Origin of the sequence: Nocardioides marmotae (assembly GCF_013177455.1) — a bacterium.
GTDB lineage: Bacteria > Actinomycetota > Actinomycetes > Propionibacteriales > Nocardioidaceae > Nocardioides > Nocardioides marmotae.
In genome coordinates, this window is record NZ_CP053660.1 from 3,950,286 (window position 1) to 3,974,090 (window position 23,805).

Below are 23,805 nucleotides of genomic sequence, written 5' to 3' on the forward strand. Positions count from 1 at the left end.
TCCGCCCCTGGCCACACGCCTCGGGCGGCGAGCCGTACGACGGCGGGCAGGTCGGGGTTCTGCGAACGGTGAGGACGGGCTACCAGGTGAACAGCGCCACCGCGGAGCCGATTCCATGGAGCAATTTTCAACGACATGGGTTTGGTCACAGCGGTGGCGGGTATGCAGGCCGAGAATGGGGGACGTCCTCGAGCATTCCCCGCACCACCTCTCGGTCGTCCCCCGTCCACCGTCCGTCCCGGAGCCGCACCGTGCCGTTGAACCGGCCCGCACTCTCCCTGGGTCCAGGCCCCCGCGGAGTGCAAGACGCCCGCCGCTGGGTGGTCGCGACGTGCCTGGACATCGGGCGCGAGGACCTCGCGGAGTGCGCCGAGCTCGGCGTCTCGGAGCTGGTGACCAACGCGTTGCTCCACGGCGAGCAGCCGATCCAGGTCCGGGTCCGCGGCACCGTGCAGCACCCCCGCGTGGAGGTGCGGGACGCCTCCCGCGAGCGGCCTGTGCTGCCGACCCCGGCCGAGGACCAGGACGACGACGTGCTGCTCACCTTCGGCCGCGGCCTGTCCATCGTCGCCCGCAGCTCCGATGCCTGGGGGGCGGAGATCGAGGAGGACGGCAAGACGGTGTGGTTCGCGCCGGCCGCGAGCTTCGCCGAGGACGACGGGGCCCCGGGCGTCATCACGGGGGTGGCCGAGGAGACCGTCCTCGCCGGCACCGACGACGAGGACCTCCTCGAGATCGAGGTCCTCTCCGTCCCGCTCCGCAGCTACCTCGGCTTCCAGCGCCACTACCGCGAGCTGCGCCGCGAGGTCCGCCTGCTCGCGCTGGCCCACGAGGCGGACTACCCCCTCGCCAAGAACCTCTCCGACCTCTTCAGCTCCCTCGAGCGGCAGCTGCGCGAGGGCATCGGCTCCGAGCAGATCGAGACCGCGCAGGCCTCCGGCCTCGAGACGGCCGACCTGCGCATCGTGATGCCGCGCCGCGGCGCGCAGACGATCGACCGGTTCCTCGAGCTGCTCGACCTCGCCGACGAGTTCTGCCGCCAGCAGCGGCTGCTGTCGCTGGCGCGGACCCCCGAGCAGCGCGACTTCCAGCGCTGGTTCCTCGGCGAGCTGGTCCGCCAGGCGCACGGCGCCCCGCCGCGCCGGTGGACCGGCGGGCGGGAGACGGACGCCGAGGGCTCCGCGGCCGGGCACCTCGAGGCCGTTGCCGACCCGGGTCGGCAGAGCAGCGTGTCGTGACCCCGCGGCTGCTCGCGGCGGTGGCCGCGGGCGGCGCGACCGGCGCGGCCCTGCGCTGGGCGTGCGGCGAGGCGGTGCCCGACGGCGCCGGCCTGCCCGGCACCACGCTGGCGATCAACGTCGTCGGCAGCCTGCTGCTGGCGCTGCTGCCCGCCCTCGCGGTCGTCCGGCGCTCCCCCGCCCTCTGCGCCGCCGCCGGCCCGGGCCTGCTCGGCGGCTTCACGACGCTCTCGGCCGCCTCGGAGCAGACCCGGGCGCTGCTCGCCGGCGGCCGCCCGGCCCTGGCGCTGGGCTACCTCCTCGGCACGCTGGCCGCCACGCTGGCCGCCGTCGCCCTGGCCGGCCGGTGGACGGCCCGCTCGAGGAGCGCGGCGTGACCCTGCTGCTCGTCGCCGCCGGCGGGGCGCTCGGCTCGCTGCTGCGGTACGTCGCCGCGTCGGCGCTCGACGCCCGCTGGCCCCGCGGCACGCTGGCGGTCAACCTCGCCGGCTCGGCGCTGCTCGGGCTGCTCGTCGGCCGGGACACCGGCGACGCGGCGTACGCGCTCCTCGGCGTGGGGTTCTGCGGCGGGCTGACCACCTGGTCGGCGTTCGCGGTGCAGACCCACGACCTCGGGCCGCGGTCGGGGGCGACGTACGCGGCCGTGACGCTCGGGTCGGCGCTGGCGGCGTGCGCGCTGGGCTTCTGGGTGGGCGCTCAGGCGTAGCCGAGGTCGTGCAGCCGCGCGTCGTCGATGCCGAAGTGGTGGGCGACCTCGTGCACGACGGTGATCCGGACCTCCTCGACGAGCTCCTCCTCGCTCTCGCACAGGTCGAGCAGCGGACCGCGGAAGACGAAGATCCGGTCGGGGAGGTGCGCGCCCTCGGTCCAGCTGGTCCGCTCGGTCAGCGCGACGCCGTCGTAGAGCCCCAGCAGGTCGTCGGGCTCGCCCTCGGGCGGCTCCTCCTCGACCAGGACGACGACGTTGCTGACGAGCCGGGCCAGCTCGTCCGGGATGCCGTCCAGCGCCTGGTCGACGAGCGCGTCGAAGCGGTCGGGTTCCATGTCGATCGGCACGCTGCCAGTGTGCCGGACCCCGGGAACACCCCTCGGAAGGGCCCGGGAAACGACTGAGCGCCCCGGACCTGGTGGTCCGGGGCGCTCGGTGGCGACCCCGACGGGACTCGAACCCGCGGCCTCCGCCGTGACAGGGCGGCGCGCTAACCAACTGCGCTACGGGGCCTCGCTGTACTGCTGATCGTGCTGCGCCTCGCACATCGGCGAAGCGGTGGAACTCTAACCCAGACCCGCCCGGCGGACCCAATCGGGGACGACGGGCGGCGGACGGAGTACCCCCAACGGGATTCGAACCCGTGCTACCGCCGTGAAAGGGCGGGGTCCTGGGCCGCTAGACGATGGGGGCCGGACTGCCCGCACAGCATACGAGATCGCCTGCCCCCGCGGGGTCCGGGCACGCGGGCGTGGGGGCGGCGAGGGGCGGCCCCGCGAGCATGTATGCTGCTGCCCGTCCGGGACGCTGCCGGACGGGACGGCCAGGCCGACCCGTCGGGGCCCGGAGTGGGGCAGGTAGCTCAGTTGGTACGAGCGTCCGCCTGAAAAGTGGAAGGTCGGCGGTTCGACCCCGCCCCTGCCCACCCAGCGAAGCAGGCCCCGGCCTGCGAGAAGGGCCCCGCCGGAACCGGCGGGGCCCTTCTCCGTTCCCGGGTCGCGCCGGCTCAGCGCCGTGGTTTGGCGGACACCCGCAGGGGGTATCGACCCACCGGGAACAGCGCCCGCCCCGGCCGGTGACTCACGCAGCCCGTCCGGGGCGGGCTGCTTCCTGGCGGCCGCGGAGCAGCGGCTCAGCAGCGACTCAGCAGCCGATGTCGGGATAAGGCTGGGTGACGTGCGCCAGCCGCGCGGCGTAGTCCAGCTGCATGCCCAGCGGCTCCTCCCAGTCCCGCTCGAACATCGCGATCCACAGCGTCAGCGTCAGGAACGGGTGGGCGCCCATCTCGAAGAGCGCGACGTGGTCGTGGGTGGCCAGCGCCTGCCGCTCCTCCTCGGTGAACGCGAGCCAGGTCGAGCGCTCCGCCGCGACGCAGTTGAGGATCCGGTTGCCCTCCTCGGCCTCCCACCACGCGACGGTGCCGGCGGGGTCCTCGCGGTAGCGCTCGGTGAGCGCGGCGTCGCGATCGATGGTGAAGAGGAACTTGTTGACCAGGTACTTGCTCATCTCGGGGTCCCCTCGGGATCGTGGAGCGCCAGCGGAGCGATGCCGTGGGGTGAGGTCACGAGAGGGACCCCTTCGAGACGAGCGGGAGGCCCGGGACGAGGCTCGGGTCGGGGTACCAGGTGAAGTAGGCCTCCATGGTGTGGAACAGGTCGAGGTTGTCGGCGTAGTCGGCCTTCTCGTAGCCCGCGATCCCCATCATCAGCATGAAGTCCATGAACCCGTGGGTGGCGTTGCCCGGCGCGTGGAGGCTGTCGAGCGTCACGTTCGCCAGCGCCCCGTCGATGTCGCCGGTCCGGATCCACTCCACGGCCCGGGCGTCGAACTCCGGGTCCGGGCCGTGCGGGCCGAACTGGCGCGGTCCGCCGAGCTCGAGGGAGAGGTGGCCGGTGCCGATCACCGCGACGCGCAGCTCGCTGGGCCAGGCGTCGATGATCTCGCGGATCGTCTGCCCCAGCTTCACGAAGCGCTCGGGCCGGGGCAGCGGCGGCGCGAAGATGTTGGTGTAGATCGGCACGATCGGCAGGTCGTTCTGCGGGCGCACGGTGAAGATCGGGCAGGTGATCGAGTGGTCGACCCGCAGCTCGTGGGAGAAGGCGAGGTCGAAGCCGCGGTCGATGCCCTCCCGCAGCATGTAGGCCGAGAGCTCCTCGTGGCCCTGGAAGAACAGCTTCGGCATGCCGAACTCGCGGACCTCGTTGTCCCAGTTGCCGTCGTAGTACGGCGCCTTGCCGACGAGGAACTGAGGCATGTTGTCGAGCCACATCTGGTGGAAGTGGTCCGAGCCGACCATCACCAACACGTCGGGCCGGGCGCGGGTGAGCGTCTCGCGGTAGGCCTCCACCTTCCGCACCCAGTCCGCCGCGAACGGCGGCGCCTCCTCCGCCGGGAGCCGGCTGGTCTTGTAGAAGAAGGGGTGGTGGGTCGTGGCGAGGATCGCCACCAGCTTCGCCATCAGCGGGTCCTTCCGTACGGCCCGCGCTCGCGGACCGGCTCTCCGAGACGGTGCGTACAGGTGTCCGCGGTGCGGCCGATCCGTGGCTTCAGCCGACCGATGAGCGTCCGCTGTGCGAGCATCGGTCCATGGCAGGACGTGGCACCGGACCCGACTTCGTCGAGGCGCTCGCGCGCGGGCTCGACGTGCTCACCTGCTTCGACGCCGAGCGGCGGGAGATGACGCTCGCCGACGTCGCGGGGGCGACCGGGTTGGCGCGACCGACCGCTCGACGCCTGCTGCTCACCCTCGAGGAGCTCGGCTACGTGCGCACGAGCGAGGGCCGCTTCGCCCTCACCCCGCGCGTCCTGCGCCTGGGTGCGGCGTACGCCGCCTCGCTGGGGCTGTGGGACATGGCCCGGCCGCACCTGGAGTCGCTCGTCGCGCGGACCGGGGAGTCCTCCTCGATGACCCAGCTCGACGGCTCCGACGTGGTGTACGTCGCCCGCGTGGCCGTGCCGAAGATCATCGCGCTCCGCGTCGACATCGGCACCCGCTTCCCGGCCGTGCCGACCTCGCAGGGCAAGGTCCTGCTCGCCGCGCTCGACCCGGCCGCCCGGGCCGCCGCGCTCGCCGAGCCGACCCGGTCGGGCCTGCCCGCCCCGGCCTACGACCCCGAGGAGCTGGAGGCCGACCTGCGGACCGTCCGCGCCCGCGGCTGGGCCCTGGCCGACGAGGAGCTCGCCCGCGGCATCCGCTCGATCGCGGTGCCGGTGCGCGACGGCGACGGCGTGGTCCGCGCGGCCATGAACGTCACCGTGCACGCGGCCGAGACCAGCGTGGAGACCCTGACCGGGGAGTACCTCCCGTGGCTGATGCAGACCGCGAGCGACGTCGCCGCGGACTGGGCGCTGTGGCAGGCCCGCCCGCAGGTCGGCGGCTGAGCACTCCCCTCCCCCACGCATCGCCGGCTCAGCGCTGGTGCGTCGAGGAGTCGGCGTACTCGGTGTAGGTGTAGGGGTTGTCCAGCACCGCCGAGCCGGCCACCACGTCCGGGCTCATCCCGGCCGCCCACGCCTCCGCGCCGAGGGTGTCCTGGAGGTGGGTCACGGTGTCCTCGACGACCCGGCGGGCCTGGGCGAGGTCGACGTCGACGAGCTTGTGGTCGTGCTTGACGACCCGGCCGTCGACCAGGACGGTGTGGACGTCGCCGCGCTGGGCCTGCAGCACCACGTGGCCGTAGGGGTTGAGCACCGGGAACATCACCGGTGAGTCGTCGTTCTTGATCAGCACCACGTCGGCCTTCTTGCCGGCCTCGATGCTGCCGGTGACGTCGTCGAGGCCGAGGGCCCGGGCGCCGCCGCGCGTGGCCCACTCCACGACGTCCGCGGCGCGGACGGCGAGGTGGGTGACGGTCTCGTTCCCGGCGTGCGCCTCGTGGTGCTCGCGGGTGCGGTCGGCGTTGAGCGTGGAGCGCATCGCGGAGAAGATGTCGGCGCTCATCCACACGCTGGTGTCCATCGACAGCGAGATCGGGATGCCGTGGCGGCGCAGCGACCAGCTCGAGGGGTAGCCCTGGCCGCAGCTGGCCTCGCTCTCCGCCGCGACCGAGGCGTGCCCGCCGGTGGCCGCGATCCGCTGGTAGGAGTCGTCGCTGAGCGTGGCGGCGTGGACGTAGACGGTCTCGGGCGTCATGAAGCCGTGCTCGTGCATCAGCCGGATGCCGTTGTCGTTGGTCGCGCCCCACACCCCGGCGTGGGTGGTGACGGGGACGCCGAGGTCGCGGGCGACCTCGAAGGCGGCCCGCTCGGGGAACTCCGGGTCGCCGGTGACGTCGAAGGCCATCTGGAAGCCGAGCATGTCGCTGCGCGTCATCCGGCGCTCGACGAAGTCGCGGAACTCCGGGCTCGCCGACCACTCCCAGGGGCCGGCCTGGATGTTGCCGTAGGCGAAGACGAAGCGCCCCGGCACCTCCTCGAGGGCGTCGACCGCCGCGTCGGCGTGGTCGACGGTGTGCAGGTTGTGCGACCAGTCGACGCTGGTCGTCACCCCCGCCTCGAGCGCCTCGAGACCGCTGAGCAGGTTGCCGGCGTAGATGTCCTGGGGGCGGAACTTCTTGCCGTGCTCGAGGTAGTTCCACACGAAGTACTGGGTCAGCGTCCAGTCCGCGCCGTACCCCCGCACGGCGGTCTGCCACATGTGCCGGTGGGTGTCGACCATGCCGGGCATCACGATGCCGCCGGTGGCGTCGATCTCGACGGTGCCCTCGGGGACCTCCAGCGAGGGGCCGACCGCCTCGATTCGCTGGCCCACGACGAGCACGTCCGCGTCGGTCAGCACGGTGCGGCGATCGTCCATCGTGAGCACGGTGCCGCCGCGCAGGACGACGGCGGGCGCGCCGGCGAGGTCGGTCGCGGGAGTGGCAGGCGTGGGCATCTCGACCTCCGGTGGTCCGGGCCAGCGGACATCTGTCCGTTTCGCGCCAGCCTGGCTGTAACGCCGGTCACACGTCAAGGGTTTGGCGCACCGACTTGCCCGCGGGCATCCCGACCCACAGCGAGCAAGACGGCGGCCGTTGACGCCGCTCCGGCCGATCGGGCACTGTGAGCCGGACAGTTGTCCGCTATACGGATGGAGCCACCGTAGTGAGCACCGATCCCCCGTCCGTGCCCGACCCCCGCGCGGACGGACCGCTGGCCGGCCTCCTGGTCGCCGACTTCTCCCGCGTGCTCGCCGGGCCGTACGCCACGATGCTGCTGGCCGACCTCGGCGCCGAGGTGGTCAAGGTGGAGAGCCCCGCCGGCGACGACACCCGCCACTGGGTGCCCCCGCGCCGCGGCGAGACCGGCACCTACTACCTGGCCATCAACCGCGGCAAGCGCTCGATCGTCCTGGACCTCAAGGACGAGGACGACGTCGAGGTCGCCCACGAGCTGTCGCGCCGCGCCGACGTGTTCATCCACAACTTCAAGCCCGGCGGCCTCGACCGGTTCGGCCTCGGGTACGACGACGTCGCGGCCCGCAACCCCGGCAGCGTCTACTGCTCGATCAGCGGGTTCGGCTCCACCGGCGGCGCGCACCTGCCCGGCTACGACCTGCTCGTCCAGGCGATGTCGGGGTTGATGAGCCTCACCGGCGACCCCGACGGGCCGCCGTACCGCGCCGGCATCTCGGTCTTCGACGTGATGACCGGCCTGCACTCGGTCATCGGCATCCTCGCCGCGCTGCGCCACCGCGACGCCACCGGCGAGGGCCAGCACGTCGAGACCAACCTGCTCGCGACGGCGATGTCCTCCCTGGTCAACCAGACCTCGGCGTACGTCGCCGGCGGGGTCGTCCCCGGACGGATGGGCAACGCCCACCTCAGCCTGTTCCCCTACGAGCCGCTCGCGACGGGCGACGGCGACCTCGTGATCGCCGCGGGCAACGACGGCCAGTTCCGCAAGCTGGTGGAGGCGATGGGGCTGCCCGAGCTCGCCGAGGACGAGCGGTTCCGCAGCGTGGGGCTGCGCAACGACCACCGCGAGGAGCTGCGGCCGCTGCTGCTGGACCGGCTCGCCACCCGCTCGGCGCAGGAGTGGTTCGCCGACCTCAGTGCCGCCGGCATCCCCTGCGGCCCGATCAACGACGTGCGCGGTGGCGTCGAGCTGGCCACCTCCCTCGGCCTGGACCCGGTCGTGGAGGTCGCCGGCGTGCCGACGGTCCGCAACCCGATCCGGCTCAGCGCGACCCCGGCCCGCTACGACCTGCCGCCGCCGGCGCTGGACGGCCACGGCGAGGAGATCCGCCGCTGGCTCGGCTTCGCGCCGCACGCCCACGCCGGCGCCGCCCCCGCCGAGCCGCCCGCGCCCTCCGCCTGACCCGCCTGACCCGCCTGACCCGCACCCCGCCCGCCCGAGAGGACCCGACCATCGCGATGAGCGACCATCCGACGTACCCCACCTCGCTGGGCGTCTCCGACCGGCACACGATCTCGTTGCTGGGCCAGGACCTCTCCACCGACCTGATCGGCAAGGTGAGCTTCGGCCACCTCGCCTACCGGCTGATCACGCTGCGGGAGCCGACCGCCCCGCAGGCCCGCGTCTTCGAGGCCGTCCTGGTCGCGCTGGCCGACCACGGGTTCACCCCCACCGCGATCGCGGCGCGGATGACCTACCTCAGCGCGCCCGAGTCGATCCAGGGCGCCCTGGCCTCGGGGCTGCTCGGCGGCGGGTCGCGGTTCCTCGGGGTCAGCGAGGACACCGGCCGGTTCCTGGCCGACGCGCTCGCGGGAGCCGACGAGCTGCCGACGACGCCCGAGGGCTGGGACGCACTCGCCGCCGACGCCGTCCGCCGCCAGCAAGCGGCCGGCCGGTTCGTCCCCGGCCTGGGCCACCACCTGCACAAGGACGGCGACCCACGCATCCCGGCGCTGTACGACATCGCCCGCGAGGAGGGCCAGCTCGGCCCGCACCTCGCGCTCTTCGAGGCCGTCGGCCGGGTCGCCCCCGAGGTGACCGGCAAGGCGCTGCCGCTCAACGGGGCGGGCGCCTGCGGGGCGGCGCTGGCCGACATCGGCATCCCGCTGGAGCTGCTGCGCGGCGTGGTGCTCCTGGCCCGGTGTGCCGGGCTGCTCGGGCACATCGCCGAGGAGGCCCGCGGCCACCACGTGGCCGCGGACGTCTTCGCCGACGTCGAGCGGCACGCGGTGTACGTCGCCCCCGACCCAGCCCCCGCGACCGGCGGCGAGGACGCCTGATGCGCGCCGCCCGGCTCCACACCTGCGGCGAGCCGCCGCAGGCCATCGACGTCCCCGAGCCGCTCCCGGGCGAGGGCCGGGCGCTGGTCGCGGTCTCCGCCGCGCCGATCACCCCGCTCGACCTGCTCTGCGCGAGCGGCACGTCGTACTTCGGGGAGCCGGCGACGCCGTACGTCCCCGGCGTGCAGGGGGTCGGCACCGTCGTGGCCTCGGCCGTGCACGCCCCGGGGACGCGCGTGTGGTTCCCGACCTCCGCCGGGATGGCGCCCGGGGACGGCGCGATGGCCGAGCGTGCCGTCGTGCCCGACGCCGACCTGGTGCCGCTGACCGGTCGCGTCGACGACGTGCACCTCGCCGCCCTCGGGCTCTCCGCGATCGCCGCGTGGACCGCGCTGACGCTGACCGGCCGGCTCGAGGCGGGTGAGCGGGTGCTCGTGCTGGGCTCCAGCGGCGTGGTCGGCCGGGTGGGGCTGCAGGCCGCCCGGCTCATCGGCGCGGGGGCCGTCTTCGGCGCGGCGCTCGAGCCGACGGCCGACGGCGACGCCGCGGCCCTGGGCGCCGACGGCTTCGTGCCGCTGCGCCGCGAGGACGACGTCGCGGGGCTGGCCGCCCGGATGCGCGAGGTCGTCGGCGAGGTCGACCTGGTGCTCGACCCGCTGTGCGGGGTGCCCGCCTCAGCCGCGCTGCTGTGCCTGGCGCCGCGCGGGCGGCTGGTCAACCTCGGCAGCAGCGCCGGCGAGGTCGCGACGTTCTCCTCCGCCCACCTGCGCAGCGGCACCCGCCAGGTGCTGGGCTACACCAACAACGACCTCACCGCCGAGGAGCGTCGCGCGGCGATGGCCGCCATCGAGGCGCACGCCGCGGCCGGCCGGCTCGCGGTGCCCTACGAGGCGTTCCCGCTCGAGGACGCCGCCGAGGCGTGGACCCGTCAGCAGCGCGGCGAGGTCCACGGCCGGGCGGTCCTCACCATCTGAGCGGGCGCCCGACCGGGACGTGCCAGCCTGGACGGGCCCGGCCTAGACGTGGCCGGCGAGCTGCCCCATCCGGGTCTCGAGCGCGGCCAGGTAGGCGTCGCGCTGCTGCGGGCTGAGCCGGCTGTCCGGCTCGAGCCGGCTGCACGCGGGCAGCACGTCGATCGAGAGCTTCGCCGCCCCGGCGAGGGCGCGCAGCTCGTCGACCCGGTCGCCGAACGGCGTGCCGCTGCCCGGTGAGTAGGAGCGGACGACCTCGTCGACGTCGTCGAGGAAGAGGTCGACCTTGGTCACCACGACGACCAGCCAGGTCGGCCGGGGGCGGCGCACCGCCATCGAGGCGATCCGGTGGGCGGTGACGGTCCAGTCCTCCAGCTCGCGAGCCAGCTGCTCCTCGCGGTCGACGGGCACCGCGCCGGTCGTGCCGGCCGGGCGCCGGCCGGTGGCGTAGCCGTTCGCGACCACGTGCAGCACGCCGTCGACCGGGTCGTCGTGGAAGACCTCGTCGAGCGCGCCCAGCCGGGTCGCGGCGTTCTCCCCCGGCACCACCCGGAACCGGAAGCCGCGCAGCCGCCGGTCCCGGCGGACCCGCCGCTCCATGACCGCCGATCCGGCCTCCGAGGGCTCCTCGCGGCGCGGCCGGCCGGCGAGGTGGTCGACCAGCTCGCTCTTGCCGACGCCGGTCATGCCGGTGACGGCCACGGTCGGGTAGCGGTGCTGGAGCGCGCCGGTCAGGCGGTCGCGGCCGCGCGCGAGGCTGGAGGGTACGGCGCGCAGGCCGCGGCGTGAGTCGCTCATCGTCGTCGAAGGTACCCGAGCCCGCGCCCGTGACCGCCCGCTCGGCAGGATGGTGCGGTGACCTCACTCGCCGACCCGCTCGCGTTCACCCACGGCCCGGCGTGGGCCAACCGGTTCGCCCTCGCCCCGCTCACCAACACCCAGAGCCACGCGGACGGCACGCTGTCCGACGACGAGCACCACTGGCTCGAGGCGCGCGGCCGCGGCGGCTTCGGCCTGGTCATGACGGCGGCGGCGTACGTCGCGCCGGCGGGGCAGGCGTGGGCCGGCCAGCTCGGCATCGCCTCCGACGACCACCTCCCCGGCCTGGCCCGGCTCGCCGAGGCCCTGCGGGCGACCGGCGCCGCGTCCGCGGTGCAGCTGCACCACGGCGGCCGGCGGGCCGACCCCGCGGTCAGCGGCCGACCGAACCAGTGCCCGTGGGACGAGCCCGCCAAGGGCGCGGTCGCGATGACTACCGGCGAGGTCGAGCAGATGGTCGCCGACTTCGTGGCCGCCGCGGTCCGCGCCGAGCGCGCCGGCTTCGACGGCGTCCAGGTGCACGGCGCCCACGGCTACCTGATCGGGCAGTTCCTCGACGGCCGGCACAACCAGCGCACCGACGGGTACGGCGGCTCCTTCGACGACCGCTTCCGCGTCGTGCAGGAGGTGCTCGAGGGCATCCGCGCCGCCACCGGCCCCGACTTCCAGCTGGGGCTGCGGCTGACCCCCGAGGGCAGCGGGATCACGCTGGAGGAGGGCCGCGAGACCGCCCGCCGGGTGATGGCCTCGGGGCTGCTGGACCACCTCGACATGTCGCTGTGGGACGTCTTCATGGGCTCGCGCTTCGGCGCCGAGGGGCTGCTCATCGAGCACTTCACCGACCTGCCCCGCGAGGGCACCCGGCTCGGCGTCGCGGGCAAGGTCGTCTCGGCCACCGACGCCCGCTGGTGCCTGGAGCAGGGCGCCGACTTCGTCTCCGTCGGCACCGGCGCGATCCTGCACCACGACTTCGCGGCGCGGGCCGTGGCCGACCCCGACTTCCGCGTGCGCGAGCGGCCCGTCCCCCGCGAGGTGCTGCGGGAGGAGAAGGTCGGCCCGGCCTTCATCGACTACCTCGCCGCCGGCTGGGACGACCTGGTCGCCTGACCTCGGCCTGCTCCCGCCTGCTCCCGGCGTCGCCCGCGGATGGTCTCCAGCGGCCGGCGCGGGAGCTTGGGCAGCTGCGTCGCGTGCCCGTGCAGGGCCAGCAGCAGCGTGGCCACCGTCGAGTCCTGCTCGGGGGTGCGGTCGAAGGTCGTGAGGTTGAGCGGGGCCTTGAACCGGGTGCGGGTGACCGCCTTGGCGTAGGTGAACTCCCGCAGCCCGTCGGGCCCGTGGATCCGCCCGAAGCCGGAGTCGCCCACGCCACCGAACGGCAGGGTCGGCACGCCCGCGAACGAGATCACCGAGTTGATCGAGGTCATCCCGGTGCGCAGCCGCCGGGCCAGGTCCTCGCCGCGCTTGGCGGTGAAGATCGCCGAGCCCAGGCCGTACTTCCCGGCGTTGGTCAGCTCCACGGCCTCGTCCATGTCGCGGACCCGGCGCACGGTCACCGTCGGCCCGAAGGTCTCCTCGGTGACCGCCTCGCTGTCCTCGGGCACGTCGACCAGCACGGTCGGCTGGACGAACCGGTCCCCCACCGCCTCGTTGCCGCCGACCACCGCGCGCCCGCCGCGGGCGAGCGCGTCCGCGACGTGGCGTCGTACGACGTCGAGCTGGCCGGGCATCGTCATCGGGCCGATCTTGGCGTCGACGTCCGTGCCGGCGTGCACGGCCCGGGCCCGCTCCGCGAGGAGCTCGACGAACCGGTCGTGGACCCGCTCGTGGACGTAGACCCGCTCGACCCCGGCGCAGGTCTGCCCGGCGTTGGCGAAGGCGCCCCAGGCGGCCGCGTCGGCGGCGGCCTCGAGGTCGGCGTCCTCGTCGACGAGCAGCGCGTCCTTGCCGCCGGCCTCGATCACCACCGGGGTCAGGGTCTCGGCGCAGGCGGCCATCACCCGCTTGCCGGTGGCGGTCGAGCCGGTGAAGGCGACCTTGTCGACCCCGGCCCGGCACAGCGCCGCGCCGGTCTCGCCGTACCCGGTCACCACCTGGAGCAGGTCGTGGTCGGGCACGACCTCGCGCAGGCTGTCGGCCAGCCAGGTGCCGACCCCGGGGGTGAGCTCGCTGGGCTTGAAGACGACCGTGTTGCCGGCGGCCAGGGCGTAGGCGATCGAGCCCATCGGGGTGAAGACGGGGTAGTTCCACGGCCCGATGACGCCGACGACCCCGAGCGGGCGGTACTCCACCGACGCCGCCTGGTTGGCCAGCATCAGGCCCGGCGAGACCCGGCGGCGGCCGAGCACCTTCTCGGCGTGGGAGCCGGCCCAGGCGAGGTGGTCGATGGCCAGCGCGCACTCGAGCTGGGCGTCGCCGTGGGGCTTGCCGGTCTCCTGGTGCACGACGTCGCACAGCTGCGCGAGCCGGCGGGTGATCACCCCGCGCCACTGGGTGAGCACCTCGCGGCGGCCGTCGAAGCCGAGCCCGGCCCACCACTCCGCGCTGGCGCGGGCGCGGGCGACCGCCGCGCGGACGTCGGCCTCCTCGTGGACCGGGTGGACCCCGACGACGTCGCCGGTGGCGGGATTGATCGACTCCAGCGTCGGCCGGTCGCCGCCGGGCGCCGCGTCGGAGGGGGCGGTGGTCGTGGTGGTCATCTCAGGCCTTTCCGCGCAGCAGGTCGGCGGCCCGCTCGCCGATCATGATCGTGGGGGCGTTGGTGTTGCCGCGGGTCACCATCGGCATGACGCTGGCGTCGGCGACGCGGAGGCCGTCGACGCCCCGCACCCGCAGCTCGGGGTCGACCACGGAGCGCTCGTCGCCGCCCATCGCGCAGGTGCCGACCGGGTGGTAGAGCGTCTGGGTGTAGGCGCGGACGTGGTCGGCGAGCTGGGCGTCGGTCGGGTCGTCGCCCCACGCCTCCATCGTCGGCAGGCCCGGCCCGGCGACGTGCTCGGCGAGCGGGCCGGTGGCGGTGGTCTCCAGCATCCGGCGCATCCCCGCGACCATCGCGTCGAGGTCGGCGGGGTCGTCGTAGTAGCCGGGGTCGATGTCGGGGTGCCACCGCGGGTCGGTCGAGCGCAGCCGCAGGGTGCCGCGGCTGGCCACCGAGACCAGGGTCGGGGCGAGCGTCACCTTGCGGGCCGTCGCCTCGTGCAGGCCGTTGTCCCAGAAGCCGGTCGGCGCCACGTGGGCCTGGAGGTCGGGGGCCGGCAGGTCGTCCCGGGAGCGCCAGAAGCCGCCGCCCTCCCCGACGTTGGAGACCAGCGGGCCGGTGCCGGTCGCCTTGGCGCGGAGGAGCTGGCCGAGGTTGTTGTGGTCCATCAGGTCGCTCGTCCCGCGGGTGCGGAAGACCAGCGGCACGGCCGGGTGGTCGTGCAGGTTCTGACCCACGCCGGGCAGGTCGACGACCACGTCGACCCCGACCTCGCGCAGGTGCGCGCCGGGCCCGATGCCGGAGAGCATCAGCAGCTGCGGGGAGTTGACCGCGCCGCCCGCGAGCACGACCTCGCCGTCGACGTACGCCGTACGGGTGCCGGCGCCGTGCTGGTAGGCCACGCCCACGGCCCGCCCGCCCTCGACGACGACCCGCTCGACGAGCGCGCCGGTGCGGATCGTGAGGTTCGGGCGGCCCTCGGCCGGCTCGAGGTAGGCCTTCGCGGTCGACCAGCGGCGGCCCTTGCGGCAGGTGACCTGGTAGAGCCCGGCGCCCTCCTGCTCGGCGCCGTTGAAGTCGTCGGTGGGCTTGAAGCCGGCCGCCACGGCCGACTCCACCCACGCGGTCGTCAGCGGATGGGTGTACCGGCGGTCCTCGACGTGGAGTGGGCCGTCCTGCCCGTGGAACGGGCCGCCGAGCCGGGTGTTGCCCTCGGCCCGGACGAACGCCGGGAGCACGTCGTCGTACCCCCACCCGGTGGCGCCGTGGGCGTCGCGCCAGGTGTCGTAGTCGGCCCGGTTCCCGCGGATGTAGATCATCGCGTTCATCGAGGAGCAGCCGCCGAGCGCCTTCATCCGCGGCCAGTAGGCGCGGCGGCTCTCCAGCTGCTTCTGCTCGGTGGTCTGGTAGTTCCAGTCCCACCGGGTCTTGAACAGGTTCGCGAACGCCGCCGGGATGCTCACCTCGTCGGCGTCGGCGGGGCCGCCCGCCTCGAGGAGGAGGACCGAGACCGACGGGTCCTCGGTCAGCCGGGCGGCGACCACCGCGCCGGCGCTGCCGGCCCCGACCACCACGTGGGTGAAGACTTCCCGATCCGGCACGACGTCCTCCTCGGCTCCCCCGTCGGCTCGGCGGAGTGCCGCGACGGGTGCGAGGAACACTAGGTCGGGTGACGGCGATCACCAAGGGGTGTCCGCGTCCTGCCCTCGTGATGCCCGGCGTGCGCCGGGGCGCACGCTGGGCATCACGAGGCGAAGCGGGCTGCGCTCAGATCTCGTCCTCGTCGACGATGTGGACCGCGGCCTCCTCGGCAGCGGCGCCCGCCCCGTCGATGCCGACGTCCTGGGCGATCATGTCCTTCTCGACGTCGGTGTGCGCGCCCTCGTCGGGCTCGACCAGGCGGCCGGCGCGCTGGTCGCCGACCTCCGATCCCCCTCGGATGTCGTCGTTCAGCTCGCCCCGGGCGGCCTCGACCTCGGCCTGCTCGTACGGGTCCGGCTCGGGCACCTCCTGCTGGAGGCGCTGGTCGAGGGTCTCGCCCATCGCCTCCTCCAGCGGGGTGTTGCCGTAGCCCTGGGCGACGGAGTACTTCTCCGGGGGGCTGTAGCCCTCGTCGAGCGGGTCACTGATGTCGGGGTTCCCCTGGACCAGGCTGTCGCCCGAGCTCTGCGGCTGCGTCTCGTCATCGACGCTGTAGCCGTGGTAGCTCTCGTTGTCGCTCGCGTCCTCGGTGCTGTCGACGGCGGGGTCGGTGCCCAGGGCTGCGTTGTCGGAGTCGTTCTCGCTCATGCCGCCCCGGTACCCGCCCCGGCCCGCACTATCGGCGGACCCACCTCACAGACGGGGCCGACCCGGCGCCCGGTCAGGACCGGAGGCTGAGCTCGGCGGTGACCCGGACGCCGTCGTCGGCGAGGTCGACGCCCCACCGGTCACAGACGTGGTCGACGATCGCGAGCCCGCGGCCGCGGGCGGCGAACTCCGAGGGGTCCCCCGGCTTGAACCGCTCGAGGACCTCCTCGCCGAGATCGGTGTCGACGTCGCCGACGACCGTGATCCGGGCGCGGTCGGGGAGGAGGCACCAGGTGGCCTCGACGTGCCCGCAGTCCTGGGGCCGGCCGTGCTCGACGGCGTTGCTGGCCAGCTCGGAGAAGACCAGGACGGCGTCCTCCACGGCTCGCCGGTCCACGCCGCCGGCCTCGAGGTCACGCACGAGGGCCCGTCGGGCATCCGCCACTGCAGTCAGGTCGTGCCAGAGGTGCACCCGGGTGCAGGGCTCCTGGTCGCTGGCGCTCATGGCACACAGGTGAGCCGAGCCCGGCTCGCCCAAACGGGGGGCTCCGGGGCCGGCCTCAGACCTCCTGCTCACCGCGCCACCGCAGGTAGAAGACCGTCACGAAGGCGACGAGCAACGGGCCGAGGGCGAGCAGCAGCACGAGGAAGCCCTCCGCGCCGTGGAGCGCACCCATGTGCAGCGCGACCGGTGGCGCCAGGCCGGCGGCCGTCACGCCGGCACCCGCGGCGTCGTGGTGGCACCGACGTCGGGGCGGGAGGCGCGGGCATACCGGTTGACGCCCCACCCGAGACCGAGCACCAGGGCGATCGAGCAGAGCAGGACGATCGACCCCGCGGCCAGCCACAGCCACCCCGGTACGTCGTCGGAGAGCTCGCGCTGGAGCAGCAGCTTCTCCTCGTCGAAGGGCCGGGTGCCGTCCTCGACCGGGATCTCCGGCTCGCCGAGCGCGGCGTCCTCGGGGAGGTAGACCGGCATCGCGGTCAGCTCCCGCCCGTCGTGGAGCCGGACCATCGTCTTCCACGTCCCGTCGGCCGGGACCGGGGCGGTCGTGCGCCACACCCCGTCGCGGCCCTCCTCGAGGTGGTCGATCGCCAGGCCGTCGGTGCCGGCACCGCCCTGCCAACCGGTCACGGTCAGCCAGGCCGGCTCCCCGGCCACCGGGTCACGGTCGAAGCTGACCTCCAGCTCGACCTGGCCGGAGCCGGCGTCGGAGACCGCGACCGTGCCGTGCAGGTCCTCGGGGTGGGTGGCGATCACGCCGTTGGTCGCGCAGGCCGCGATCGCCACCAGGGCGAGCGCGAAGAGCAGCCGCGGGCGGAGCGCGTCGGGGAGGTTGCGGCGCAGGCCCAGGACGAGCAGGCTGCCGAGCAGACCCGCGGCCGCCCCGGCCACGGTCGCCATCGCGACGCCCTCCACGAGGATGTCGGAGGTCCACGGGAGCGGGAAGGCGATCTGGGTCCAGGCGTGCTCGGCGGCGTACCCCAGGGTGCCGATGAGCACGCCGCTGGTGAGACCGAGCGCGATCGGCCGGTGGGCCAGGCGCAGCGCGACCAGCTCCACGATGACGGCCTCGGCGAGGTAGAGCGGCACGGCCGCCCACAGCTCGCCCAGCCCCGGCCCGACGACGACGCTGACCCCGCCGCGGACCACGAGGTAGAACAGCACCGCGGCGATCGCCGCGCCCCGCCCGATCCACAGCCGCGCCACCACCAGGCTGAACGCCGCGGCCAGCGCGATCAGGAAGGGCTGGAGCACGAGCCGGAACTGCGGGACGCCGAAGTCGAACTCGGCCTGGAAGACGCTCATCCCGATGAGCAGCCCGCCCACCAGGCTCGCCTTGAGCACGTACGTCGCCACCGGGCTGGTCCGCCGGCCGGTGCGCTCGGTGGCGGTGCGGCCCTCCTCGAAGAGGACCGCCATCGCGACGAGCGAGAGACCGGCGCCGCCGATGAGCATCAGGTGGGTCGGCCCCCACAGGGTCACGTCCTGGCCGAAGATGCGGTGCCACACGTCGTCCAGCGGGAAGCCGAGCAGCGCGTAGGTGCCGGCGCCGGTGAGCAGCACGCCGCCGGCGGGCGCGTTCCACCCGGGCGCCAGCCGCACGCCGGACGGACCGACCTCGTCCTGGCGCGGGAGGGCGCAGGCGAGCACGCCGGCCGCGGAGATGCCGAAGAGGCCGAACAGGATCGGGTAGTGCGCCGGGTTCGCCAGCGGCCCCTCGTCGCGGCCGAGCCCGATGTGCAGCGCGATGTCCCAGTACATGCCGAGCAGCGCGGTGATGAGCGAGACCATCGCGACCATCAGGGGCACCTGCGCCCACGGCGCGACCGTGCCGAAGAAGCGGGAACGGTCCATCCGCTCCATCAACCGGGTCAGTGCCGGCAACCGGTCCGAGCGGTGCGCGATCACGACGGCTCCGAGCGCGATGGTCATCGCCAGAGCGAGACCCGAGGCGAGCGCCACCTCGCTGAGCGCAGCGGCGCCCGCGGGGCGGTCCTCAACCGCAGTGGGGGCAGCGGCGACGACGTCCGCGATCCGGTTCGAGAGATGCATAGAAGTATGTAACATTGTTCGGTGTAACCATCGCAAGGGATACGATCGCAGCGTGGTCGAGCACACGTCCCCCCTCGAGGCGGACGATCCGACGGGCCACGGCGCCGACGAGGCCTTCGTCGTCGAGGAGCTCGCGCGTCGGACCGGGGTCTCGGTCCGCTCGCTGCGCAACTACCAGTCCCGCAGGCTCCTCCCCCCGCCGGTCCTCCGCGGGCGCACGGGCTACTACGGCCCCGAGCACATCGAGCGGGTCCGGCTCGTCCAGCAGCTGCGGGCCGCAGGGCTCAAGCTCGACGGGATCGCGCGGATGCTGGACAGCGACACCACCGCGGACGGCCAGCTCCTGGCCTTCACCGAGCACGCGCGGGGCATGTTCACCGCACCCGAGCCGGAGACCACCACGCTCGCCGACCTCGTCGACCGCTTCCGCCTCGACGCGGAGTCCGCCCCGGCCGTGCTGGAGACCGCCCTGCGGCTCGGGCTCGTCCGCGAGGCACCGGACGCCCCCGACGGGGAGCCGCGGGTCGAGGTCGTCGCGCCCGCGCTCCTGGCGGCGGGCGAGGAGGCGATGCGACTGCTGGGCCTCGACGCCCCGGGCGCGCTGGACCTGCTCGAGCGGTTGCGCCGCCACGCGGACGGCGTCGCCAAGCTGTACGTCGAGCTGTTCGTCGACCGGGTCTGGCAGCCGTTCGTGGACGCCGGCAAGCCCGCGGTCGCCTGGCCCGACGTGGAGCAGGCCCTCGACGACCTGCGCCAGCTCGCGACCCGGGCCCTGGAGGCCACCTTCGGCCTCGCCATGGTCCACCGCGTCGAGCGGGTTCTCGGCGAGCGCCCGCACGGCTGACCGCGGGGGCTGGGCGGGCTTCGCTCTCGTCGCGTAGCCGTCTGGCGAACGGCCGGCTCACCGCTGGGGCCGGCTAGGGGGTTCTCGAGAGCCTGGCCAGGATGGTTTGAACGCGGGCGCGCAGGAGCCGCTGCAGCAGCGCCGGGTACAGGTGCACGAGCAGTCCGAGGGCGACCAGCCACACAGCGCCGTGCCATGCCCCTGTCGACAGCATGCCGAGAGCCACAGCCGCGGTGACGACCAGGCAGATGCCGTGGCCGACTTCGGAGCGCCGGGTGTCCTGATCGAGCTCTTCCAGGCCCTCCCGCGTGCCGCTGAAGCCACGTTCCCTGGCTATGACCCGGTTCCATCCGATGGCGTCGAGCAGCTTCCCGAACAGCCGAACCCCGAGTGCCGAGTAGAGCCGCGGCTCCCCATGCCTGACCCGGAACCAATCGAGGTCCGACATCCGTACCTGCGGGCCGACGATCGACGACACCCACGCCATGAGGAGGAGATGGGTGACGAGGGCGAAGGGGAACCCCGACCGGCCGAGGAACACCCACGCCGCCGCCATACCGCCGGCGGCGAGTGCCGTCGTCGACGACGCGACCAGCACGACACGCGCTGACACGGGAGGTCGAGACATCTGCCGAGAATATGACGCCTCTCGCCTCGGCGCTGAAGGTGTCAGCACACGGGACGCGAGCAGCGGACGAGGCCCGCGTGGAAAAGCCTTGTAAATGCGAAGCAGGGCCAACCCACATGGGGTTGGCCCTGCTTGCTAATGGTATGTCCGGCGGCGTCCTACTCTCCCACAACCTCGCGGTTGCAGTACCATCGGCGCTGAAAGGCTTAACTTCCGGGTTCGGGATGGGACCGGGTGTTTCCCTTTCGCTATGGCCGCCGTAACTCTAGCGACACGCACCGCCCGCCCCGACAGCGCTCAAGCGCTGTACCGAGGGGGTCCAGGTGCGCGCCAAGTATCGGCGTGTTCTGGATATATGTGGACGCGAGCACTCGCAAGGACAGTTGTTGTCTTGGTTGAGTGGTTGTGGGACAAGCCCTCGGCCTATTAGTACCGGTCGGCTAGGCATTACTGCTGTACACCTCCGGCCTATCAACCCAGTGTTCTGCTGGGGGCCTTACCCACTTAACGTGGTGGGAAACCTCATCTTGAAACGTGCTTCCCGCTTAGATGCATTCAGCGGTTATCACTTCCGAACGTAGCTAACCAGCCGTGCCCCTGGCGGGACAACTGGCACACCAGAGGTTCGTCCATCCCGGTCCTCTCGTACTAGGGACAGCCTTTCTCAAGTTTCCTGCGCGCGCGGCGGATAGGGACCGAACTGTCTCACGACGTTCTAAACCCAGCTCGCGTGCCGCTTTAATGGGCGAACAGCCCAACCCTTGGGACCTGCTCCAGCCCCAGGATGCGACGAGCCGACATCGAGGTGCCAAACCATCCCGTCGATATGGACTCTTGGGGAAGATCAGCCTGTTATCCCCGGGGTACCTTTTATCCGTTGAGCGACCACGCTTCCACATGCCGTGGCCGGATCACTAGTTCCGACTTTCGTCCCTGCTCGACATGTCTGTCTCACAGTCAAGCTCCCTTGTGCACTTACACTCGCCACCTGATTGCCAACCAGGCTGAGGGAACCTTTGAGCGCCTCCGTTACATTTTAGGAGGCAACCGCCCCAGTTAAACTACCCATCAGGCACTGTCCCTGATCCGGATTACGGACCTAGGTTAGACATCTAGTACGACCAGAGTGGTATTTCAACGATGACTCCACACCCACTGGCGTGAATGCTTCACAGTCTCCCACCTATCCTACACAAGCCGAACCAAACACCAATACCAAACTATAGTAAAGGTCCCGGGGTCTTTCCGTCCTGCCGCGCGTAACGAGCATCTTTACTCGTAGTGCAATTTCGCCGAGTCCACGGTTGAGACAGCGCCCAAGTCGTTACTCCATTCGTGCAGGTCGGAACTTACCCGACAAGGAATTTCGCTACCTTAGGATGGTTATAGTTACCACCGCCGTTTACTGGGGCTTAAGTTCTCCGCTTCGACCCTAAGGCTCTAACAGGTCCCCTTAACCTTCCAGCACCGGGCAGGAGTCAGTCCGTATACATCGTCTTACAACTTCGCACGGACCTGTGTTTTTAGTAAACAGTCGCTTGGGCCTGGTCTCTGCGGCCTCCTCCGCTTCCCCACGCAAGGTGGTTGACGGATCGGGCCCCCCTTCTCCCGAAGTTACGGGGGCATTTTGCCGAGTTCCTTAACCATGGTTCGCTCGATCGCCTTGGTATTCTCTACCTGATCACCTGAGTCGGTTTGGGGTACGGGCGGCGCATAGCTCGCTAGAGGTTTTTCTCGACAGCATAGGATCATCCACTTCCCCATACGGGTCCCCATCAGATCTCAGACTCGTCATCAAAGACAGCCGGACGGATTTGCCTACCCGACGTCCTACATCCTTGGCCACGGACAACCATCGCCGTGGTTGGACTACCTTCCTGCGTCACCCCATCGCTTGACTACTACCAGCTCGGGTCCCACGCTCCGCCACATCCCATCCCCCCGAAGGGTTCAGTAAACGTGGTTTCGGGTGGTTAGCATCACCAGGTTCGTCATGGGCGCTACTTTGCCGGTACGGGAATATCAACCCGTTGTCCATCGACTACGCCTGTCGGCCTCGCCTTAGGTCCCGACTTACCCAGGGCAGATTAGCTTGACCCTGGAACCCTTGATCATTCGGCGCACGTGTTTCTCACACGTGATTCGCTACTCATGCCTGCATTCTCACTCGTGTCGGATCCACCCCTGGGTCACCCCGGAGCTTCACTCCCGACACGACGCTCCCCTACCCATCCACACACCTGAACCACAAGAGCTTAGTTATTGTGTGAATGCCATAGCTTCGGCGGATGACTTGAGCCCCGCTACATTGTCGGCGCGGAATCACTTGACCAGTGAGCTATTACGCACTCTTTCAAGGGTGGCTGCTTCCAAGCCAACCTCCTGGTTGTCAATGCGACTCCACATCCTTTTCCACTTAGTCACCGCTTAGGGGCCTTAGCTGATGGTCTGGGCTGTTTCCCTCTCGACTACGGAGCTTATCCCCCGCAGTCTCACTGCCGCGCTCTCACTTACCGGCATTCGGAGTTTGGCTAACGTCAGTAACCTTGTAGGGCCCATCGGCTATCCAGTGCTCTACCTCCGGCAAGAAACACGCGACGCTGCACCTAAATGCATTTCGGGAGAACCAGCTATCACGAAGTTTGATTGGCCTTTCACCCCTATCCACAGGTCATCCCCTCAGTTTTCAACCTAAGTGGGTTCGGTCCTCCACGCGGTCTTACCCGCGCTTCAACCTGCCCATGGATAGATCACTTCGCTTCGGGTCTTGATCGTGCTACTCAACCGCCCTATTAGGACTCGCTTTCGCTACGGCTTCCCCACACGGGTTAACCTCGCAACACAACGCAAACTCGCAGGCTCATTCTTCAAAAGGCACGCCATCACCCCAACACCCACAAGGGGCAGCCGGGCTCTGACGGATTGTAGGCACACGGTTTCAGGTACTATTTCACTCCCCGCCAGGGTACTTTTCACCTTTCCCTCACGGTACTTGTCCGCTATCGGTCATCAAGGAGTATTTAGGCTTAACGGGTGGTCCCGCCAGATTCACACGGAATTTCAGGGGTTCCGTGTTACTTGGGATACCGTCCCAGAGACGAACGCTTACGCATACGGGGCTATCACCCTCTACGGCGCTGCTTTCCAACAGACTTCGACTTCACGAACGTTTTCTTACTCTGTGTCGATCCGGCAGAATCAACAAGACAGTCCCACGACCCCTCATGCGCAACCCCTGCCGGGTATCACACGCATAAGGTTTAGCCTCTTCCGATTTCGCTCGCCACTACTCTCGGAATCACTTTTGTTTTCTCTTCCTGCCGGTACTGAGATGTTTCACTTCCCGGCGTTCCCTCCACACACCCTATATATTCAGGTGCAGGTAACTGGACATGACTCCAGCTGGGTTCCCCCATTCGGACATCCCCGGATCAACGCTCGGTTGCCAACTCCCCAGGGCTTATCGCAGGCTCCTACGTCCTTCATCGGCTCTTGATGCCAAGGCATCCACCATGTGCCCTTCATAGCTTGTCTCACAAACACTCAACGAAGACAACAACTACAAAAGTTTCTTACAAGATGCTCGCGTCCACTATCCAGTTCACAAACAACAACCCCACCACCAGCCACCACACCGACCAAAGAATCGGAGGGGGTCTGCGGAGGAACAGCACTGAGGGAGTGATCCCCCAGAGCCCAACAGTGTGTCAACCATCCCCAGCTCCACCAGACCCCCAGGTTCCACACCCGATGTCAGCACCCAAACCCCCAAAGGAGCTTGAACACCAGCACGAGCAGTACTGAGAGGACCCGGCACAACCAGGCACAGCATCATCGACGATTCCACTAGTGAGACACCCCCATCGTCACCACACATTCG

General features: G+C 71.2%; 21 protein-coding genes, 3 tRNA genes and 2 rRNA genes. 10 read left to right on the forward strand and 16 right to left on the reverse strand.

The annotated features are described in order from the left end of the window. The first annotated feature begins 299 nt into the window (after window positions 1–299). Genes HPC71_RS18745 through HPC71_RS18755 form a run of 3 tightly spaced genes read left to right on the forward strand, consistent with a single transcriptional unit; the run spans window position 300 to window position 1,944 of the window. Entirely contained in the window at window positions 300–1,238 is a 939-nt protein-coding gene (locus HPC71_RS18745; RefSeq protein WP_253943789.1) for an ATP-binding protein, read from the forward strand. After that, window positions 1,235–1,615 (forward strand): FluC/FEX family fluoride channel, encoded by a 381-nt coding sequence (locus HPC71_RS18750; protein WP_171897048.1) that lies wholly within the window; start codon window positions 1,235–1,237, stop codon window positions 1,613–1,615. Before HPC71_RS18745 ends, HPC71_RS18750 begins: the two co-directional genes overlap by 4 nt. Continuing rightward, the gene (locus tag HPC71_RS18755) at window positions 1,612–1,944 is read left to right on the forward strand and encodes a fluoride efflux transporter FluC (RefSeq protein WP_154615225.1); all 333 of its coding nucleotides are present in this window, start codon (window positions 1,612–1,614) and stop codon (window positions 1,942–1,944) included. Before HPC71_RS18750 ends, HPC71_RS18755 begins: the two co-directional genes overlap by 4 nt. Here HPC71_RS18755 and HPC71_RS18760 read toward each other — a convergent pair. From HPC71_RS18760 to HPC71_RS18770, 3 genes are all read right to left on the reverse strand, one after another. Then, window positions 1,935–2,294 carry a metallopeptidase family protein gene (locus HPC71_RS18760; RefSeq protein ID WP_253943790.1) on the reverse strand — a complete coding sequence of 120 codons (360 nt, stop codon included), beginning with the start codon at window positions 2,292–2,294 and terminating at the stop codon, window positions 1,935–1,937. The genes HPC71_RS18755 and HPC71_RS18760 overlap by 10 nt on opposite strands. An 89-nt stretch (window positions 2,295–2,383) precedes the next feature. Next, window positions 2,384–2,460 (reverse strand) — tRNA-Asp (locus tag HPC71_RS18765). Window positions 2,461–2,567: 107 nt separating this feature from the next. After that, a tRNA-Glu gene (locus HPC71_RS18770) sits at window positions 2,568–2,640 on the reverse strand. 158 nt (window positions 2,641–2,798) lie between these two features. Here HPC71_RS18770 and HPC71_RS18775 point away from each other — a divergent pair. Then, a tRNA-Phe gene (locus HPC71_RS18775) sits at window positions 2,799–2,872 on the forward strand. Window positions 2,873–3,090: 218 nt separating this feature from the next. Here HPC71_RS18775 and HPC71_RS18780 read toward each other — a convergent pair. Both HPC71_RS18780 and HPC71_RS18785 read right to left on the reverse strand, forming a co-directional pair. Continuing rightward, window positions 3,091–3,453: a hypothetical protein gene (locus HPC71_RS18780; RefSeq protein WP_154615224.1), complete on the reverse strand. Its 363-nt coding sequence runs from the start codon at window positions 3,451–3,453 to the stop codon at window positions 3,091–3,093. Window positions 3,454–3,508: 55 nt separating this feature from the next. Continuing rightward, window positions 3,509–4,405 carry a DODA-type extradiol aromatic ring-opening family dioxygenase gene (locus HPC71_RS18785; RefSeq protein WP_154615223.1) on the reverse strand — a complete coding sequence of 299 codons (897 nt, stop codon included), beginning with the start codon at window positions 4,403–4,405 and terminating at the stop codon, window positions 3,509–3,511. A gap of 128 nt (window positions 4,406–4,533) precedes the next feature. On the opposite strand from HPC71_RS18785, the gene HPC71_RS18790 reads away from it, so the two are divergent. Further along, window positions 4,534–5,328: an IclR family transcriptional regulator domain-containing protein gene (locus tag HPC71_RS18790; protein ID WP_154615222.1), complete on the forward strand. Its 795-nt coding sequence runs from the start codon at window positions 4,534–4,536 to the stop codon at window positions 5,326–5,328. Window positions 5,329–5,356: 28 nt separating this feature from the next. Here the strand turns inward: HPC71_RS18790 and HPC71_RS18795 are convergent, their stop codons facing one another. Beyond that, window positions 5,357–6,820 carry an amidohydrolase family protein gene (locus HPC71_RS18795; protein ID WP_154615221.1) on the reverse strand — a complete coding sequence of 488 codons (1,464 nt, stop codon included), beginning with the start codon at window positions 6,818–6,820 and terminating at the stop codon, window positions 5,357–5,359. A 230-nt stretch (window positions 6,821–7,050) separates the two neighbouring features. On the opposite strand from HPC71_RS18795, the gene HPC71_RS18800 reads away from it, so the two are divergent. From HPC71_RS18800 to HPC71_RS18810, 3 genes are read left to right on the forward strand one after another with little or no spacing between them, the layout of a single operon-like run. Further along, a complete protein-coding gene (locus HPC71_RS18800; protein WP_171897049.1) occupies window positions 7,051–8,244 on the forward strand; it encodes a CaiB/BaiF CoA transferase family protein in 1,194 nt (397 codons plus the stop codon). Between the two features lie 56 nt (window positions 8,245–8,300). Next, on the forward strand, window positions 8,301–9,122 hold the full coding sequence (locus tag HPC71_RS18805) for a citryl-CoA lyase (RefSeq protein WP_154615220.1): 822 nt from the start codon (window positions 8,301–8,303) through the stop codon (window positions 9,120–9,122). After that, window positions 9,122–10,096 (forward strand): quinone oxidoreductase family protein, encoded by a 975-nt coding sequence (locus tag HPC71_RS18810; protein WP_154615219.1) that lies wholly within the window; start codon window positions 9,122–9,124, stop codon window positions 10,094–10,096. The genes HPC71_RS18805 and HPC71_RS18810 overlap by 1 nt, the downstream gene beginning before the upstream one ends. A gap of 42 nt (window positions 10,097–10,138) precedes the next feature. Here the strand turns inward: HPC71_RS18810 and HPC71_RS18815 are convergent, their stop codons facing one another. Further along, on the reverse strand, window positions 10,139–10,891 hold the full coding sequence (locus tag HPC71_RS18815; RefSeq protein WP_154615218.1) for a GTPase domain-containing protein: 753 nt from the start codon (window positions 10,889–10,891) through the stop codon (window positions 10,139–10,141). A gap of 57 nt (window positions 10,892–10,948) precedes the next feature. Between HPC71_RS18815 and HPC71_RS18820 the strand changes: the two genes are divergently transcribed. Beyond that, window positions 10,949–12,019, forward strand: coding sequence for an NADH:flavin oxidoreductase (locus HPC71_RS18820; RefSeq protein WP_171897050.1), 1,071 nt, complete (start codon window positions 10,949–10,951; stop codon window positions 12,017–12,019). Here HPC71_RS18820 and HPC71_RS18825 read toward each other — a convergent pair. From HPC71_RS18825 to HPC71_RS18850, 6 genes are all read right to left on the reverse strand, one after another. Next, window positions 11,983–13,608: an aldehyde dehydrogenase family protein gene (locus tag HPC71_RS18825; RefSeq protein ID WP_154615217.1), complete on the reverse strand. Its 1,626-nt coding sequence runs from the start codon at window positions 13,606–13,608 to the stop codon at window positions 11,983–11,985. The genes HPC71_RS18820 and HPC71_RS18825 overlap by 37 nt on opposite strands. Window position 13,609: 1 nt before the next feature. After that, window positions 13,610–15,208 (reverse strand): GMC family oxidoreductase, encoded by a 1,599-nt coding sequence (locus HPC71_RS18830; protein WP_171897051.1) that lies wholly within the window; start codon window positions 15,206–15,208, stop codon window positions 13,610–13,612. A gap of 166 nt (window positions 15,209–15,374) precedes the next feature. Then, a complete protein-coding gene (locus HPC71_RS18835; protein ID WP_223124244.1) occupies window positions 15,375–15,896 on the reverse strand; it encodes a DUF5709 domain-containing protein in 522 nt (173 codons plus the stop codon). Between the two features lie 73 nt (window positions 15,897–15,969). After that, entirely contained in the window at window positions 15,970–16,401 is a 432-nt protein-coding gene (locus HPC71_RS18840) for an ATP-binding protein (protein WP_154615216.1), read from the reverse strand. Between the two features lie 55 nt (window positions 16,402–16,456). After that, window positions 16,457–16,612 carry a hypothetical protein gene (locus HPC71_RS18845; RefSeq protein WP_154615215.1) on the reverse strand — a complete coding sequence of 52 codons (156 nt, stop codon included), beginning with the start codon at window positions 16,610–16,612 and terminating at the stop codon, window positions 16,457–16,459. Beyond that, on the reverse strand, window positions 16,609–18,453 hold the full coding sequence (locus tag HPC71_RS18850) for a hypothetical protein (protein WP_154615214.1): 1,845 nt from the start codon (window positions 18,451–18,453) through the stop codon (window positions 16,609–16,611). The genes HPC71_RS18845 and HPC71_RS18850 overlap by 4 nt, the downstream gene beginning before the upstream one ends. Window positions 18,454–18,505: 52 nt before the next feature. On the opposite strand from HPC71_RS18850, the gene HPC71_RS18855 reads away from it, so the two are divergent. Beyond that, complete coding sequence (locus tag HPC71_RS18855; RefSeq protein WP_171897052.1) at window positions 18,506–19,297, forward strand: MerR family transcriptional regulator; 792 nt, start codon at window positions 18,506–18,508, stop codon at window positions 19,295–19,297. A gap of 73 nt (window positions 19,298–19,370) precedes the next feature. On the opposite strand, the gene HPC71_RS18860 is transcribed toward HPC71_RS18855, so the two are convergent. The 3 genes from HPC71_RS18860 to HPC71_RS18870 form a co-directional block, all read right to left on the reverse strand. Continuing rightward, entirely contained in the window at window positions 19,371–19,925 is a 555-nt protein-coding gene (locus HPC71_RS18860; RefSeq protein ID WP_171897053.1) for a glycosyl-4,4'-diaponeurosporenoate acyltransferase CrtO family protein, read from the reverse strand. 145 nt (window positions 19,926–20,070) lie between these two features. After that, window positions 20,071–20,187, reverse strand: a 5S ribosomal RNA gene (gene rrf, locus HPC71_RS18865). Window positions 20,188–20,331: 144 nt separating this feature from the next. Continuing rightward, window positions 20,332–23,459: ribosomal RNA gene (locus HPC71_RS18870) — 23S ribosomal RNA — on the reverse strand. Window positions 23,460–23,805: the final 346 nt, after the last annotated feature.